Genomic DNA, 649 nt, shown 5'->3' on the forward strand with positions numbered 1-649 from the left:
TCATCATTTCCTGTTAGATTAGAATGTTTTAATCTTAATGTCAATGGTGTACGATTATTCATAGCAGAAGCCAAACTCCTTTTTTGATTATCTGTCAAATTTACTCCATATTCAGAATAAGTTGTCATATTTTATTTAATAATTATATTAAATTTAATATAATTATTTGAAAAAAGTATTTAACCTCTCAACAAAAGTTTTCCACCTTCTTTCTCTATTTCTGCTTCTTGTTCATTAAGTACAATTCCATAAATAATATAATCTGTCGCTGTAGCTCCTGATAGTTCATAGTGAAAAGCCAATTTTGTAACTCCATCTTTTATATCAGTTTTCTGTTTTGTCAAATCAAAATAAATGAATGGATACAAGTTTCTGAAATTGGAAATATTCAGAAGTGCTCCACCTTGGAAATTATTATTTGCATTAACATATTTCCTAACATCGCGAAATACTCTTGAAGGATCTTCTGTTGGTTTGTAATGGATTCTTGGATATTCATTTCCATTACCAACTTCAAGATAGCATCTTGTTAATGTTCTTGGATCTGTTGATACACTGAAAGTATTATAAAAGAATGGATTTTAAAGTTGGTTGTTAAGGTTTGCATTGTTGACAAAAAATACAAAAACATGTCTTGGTTTTGGTGTTC

General features: G+C 28.7%; 1 protein-coding gene. It reads right to left on the bottom strand.

What is annotated here, in order from left to right:
* Positions 1-179: 179 nt before the first annotated feature.
* Positions 180-344: a hypothetical protein gene (locus OIF36_04230; GenBank protein ID MCV6599665.1), complete on the bottom strand. Its 165-nt coding sequence runs from the start codon at positions 342-344 to the stop codon at positions 180-182.
* Positions 345-649 lie beyond the last annotated feature (305 nt).

The organism is Alphaproteobacteria bacterium (assembly GCA_025800285.1).
In the GTDB taxonomy this organism is placed as follows: Bacteria; Pseudomonadota; Alphaproteobacteria; order JAOXRX01; family JAOXRX01; genus JAOXRX01.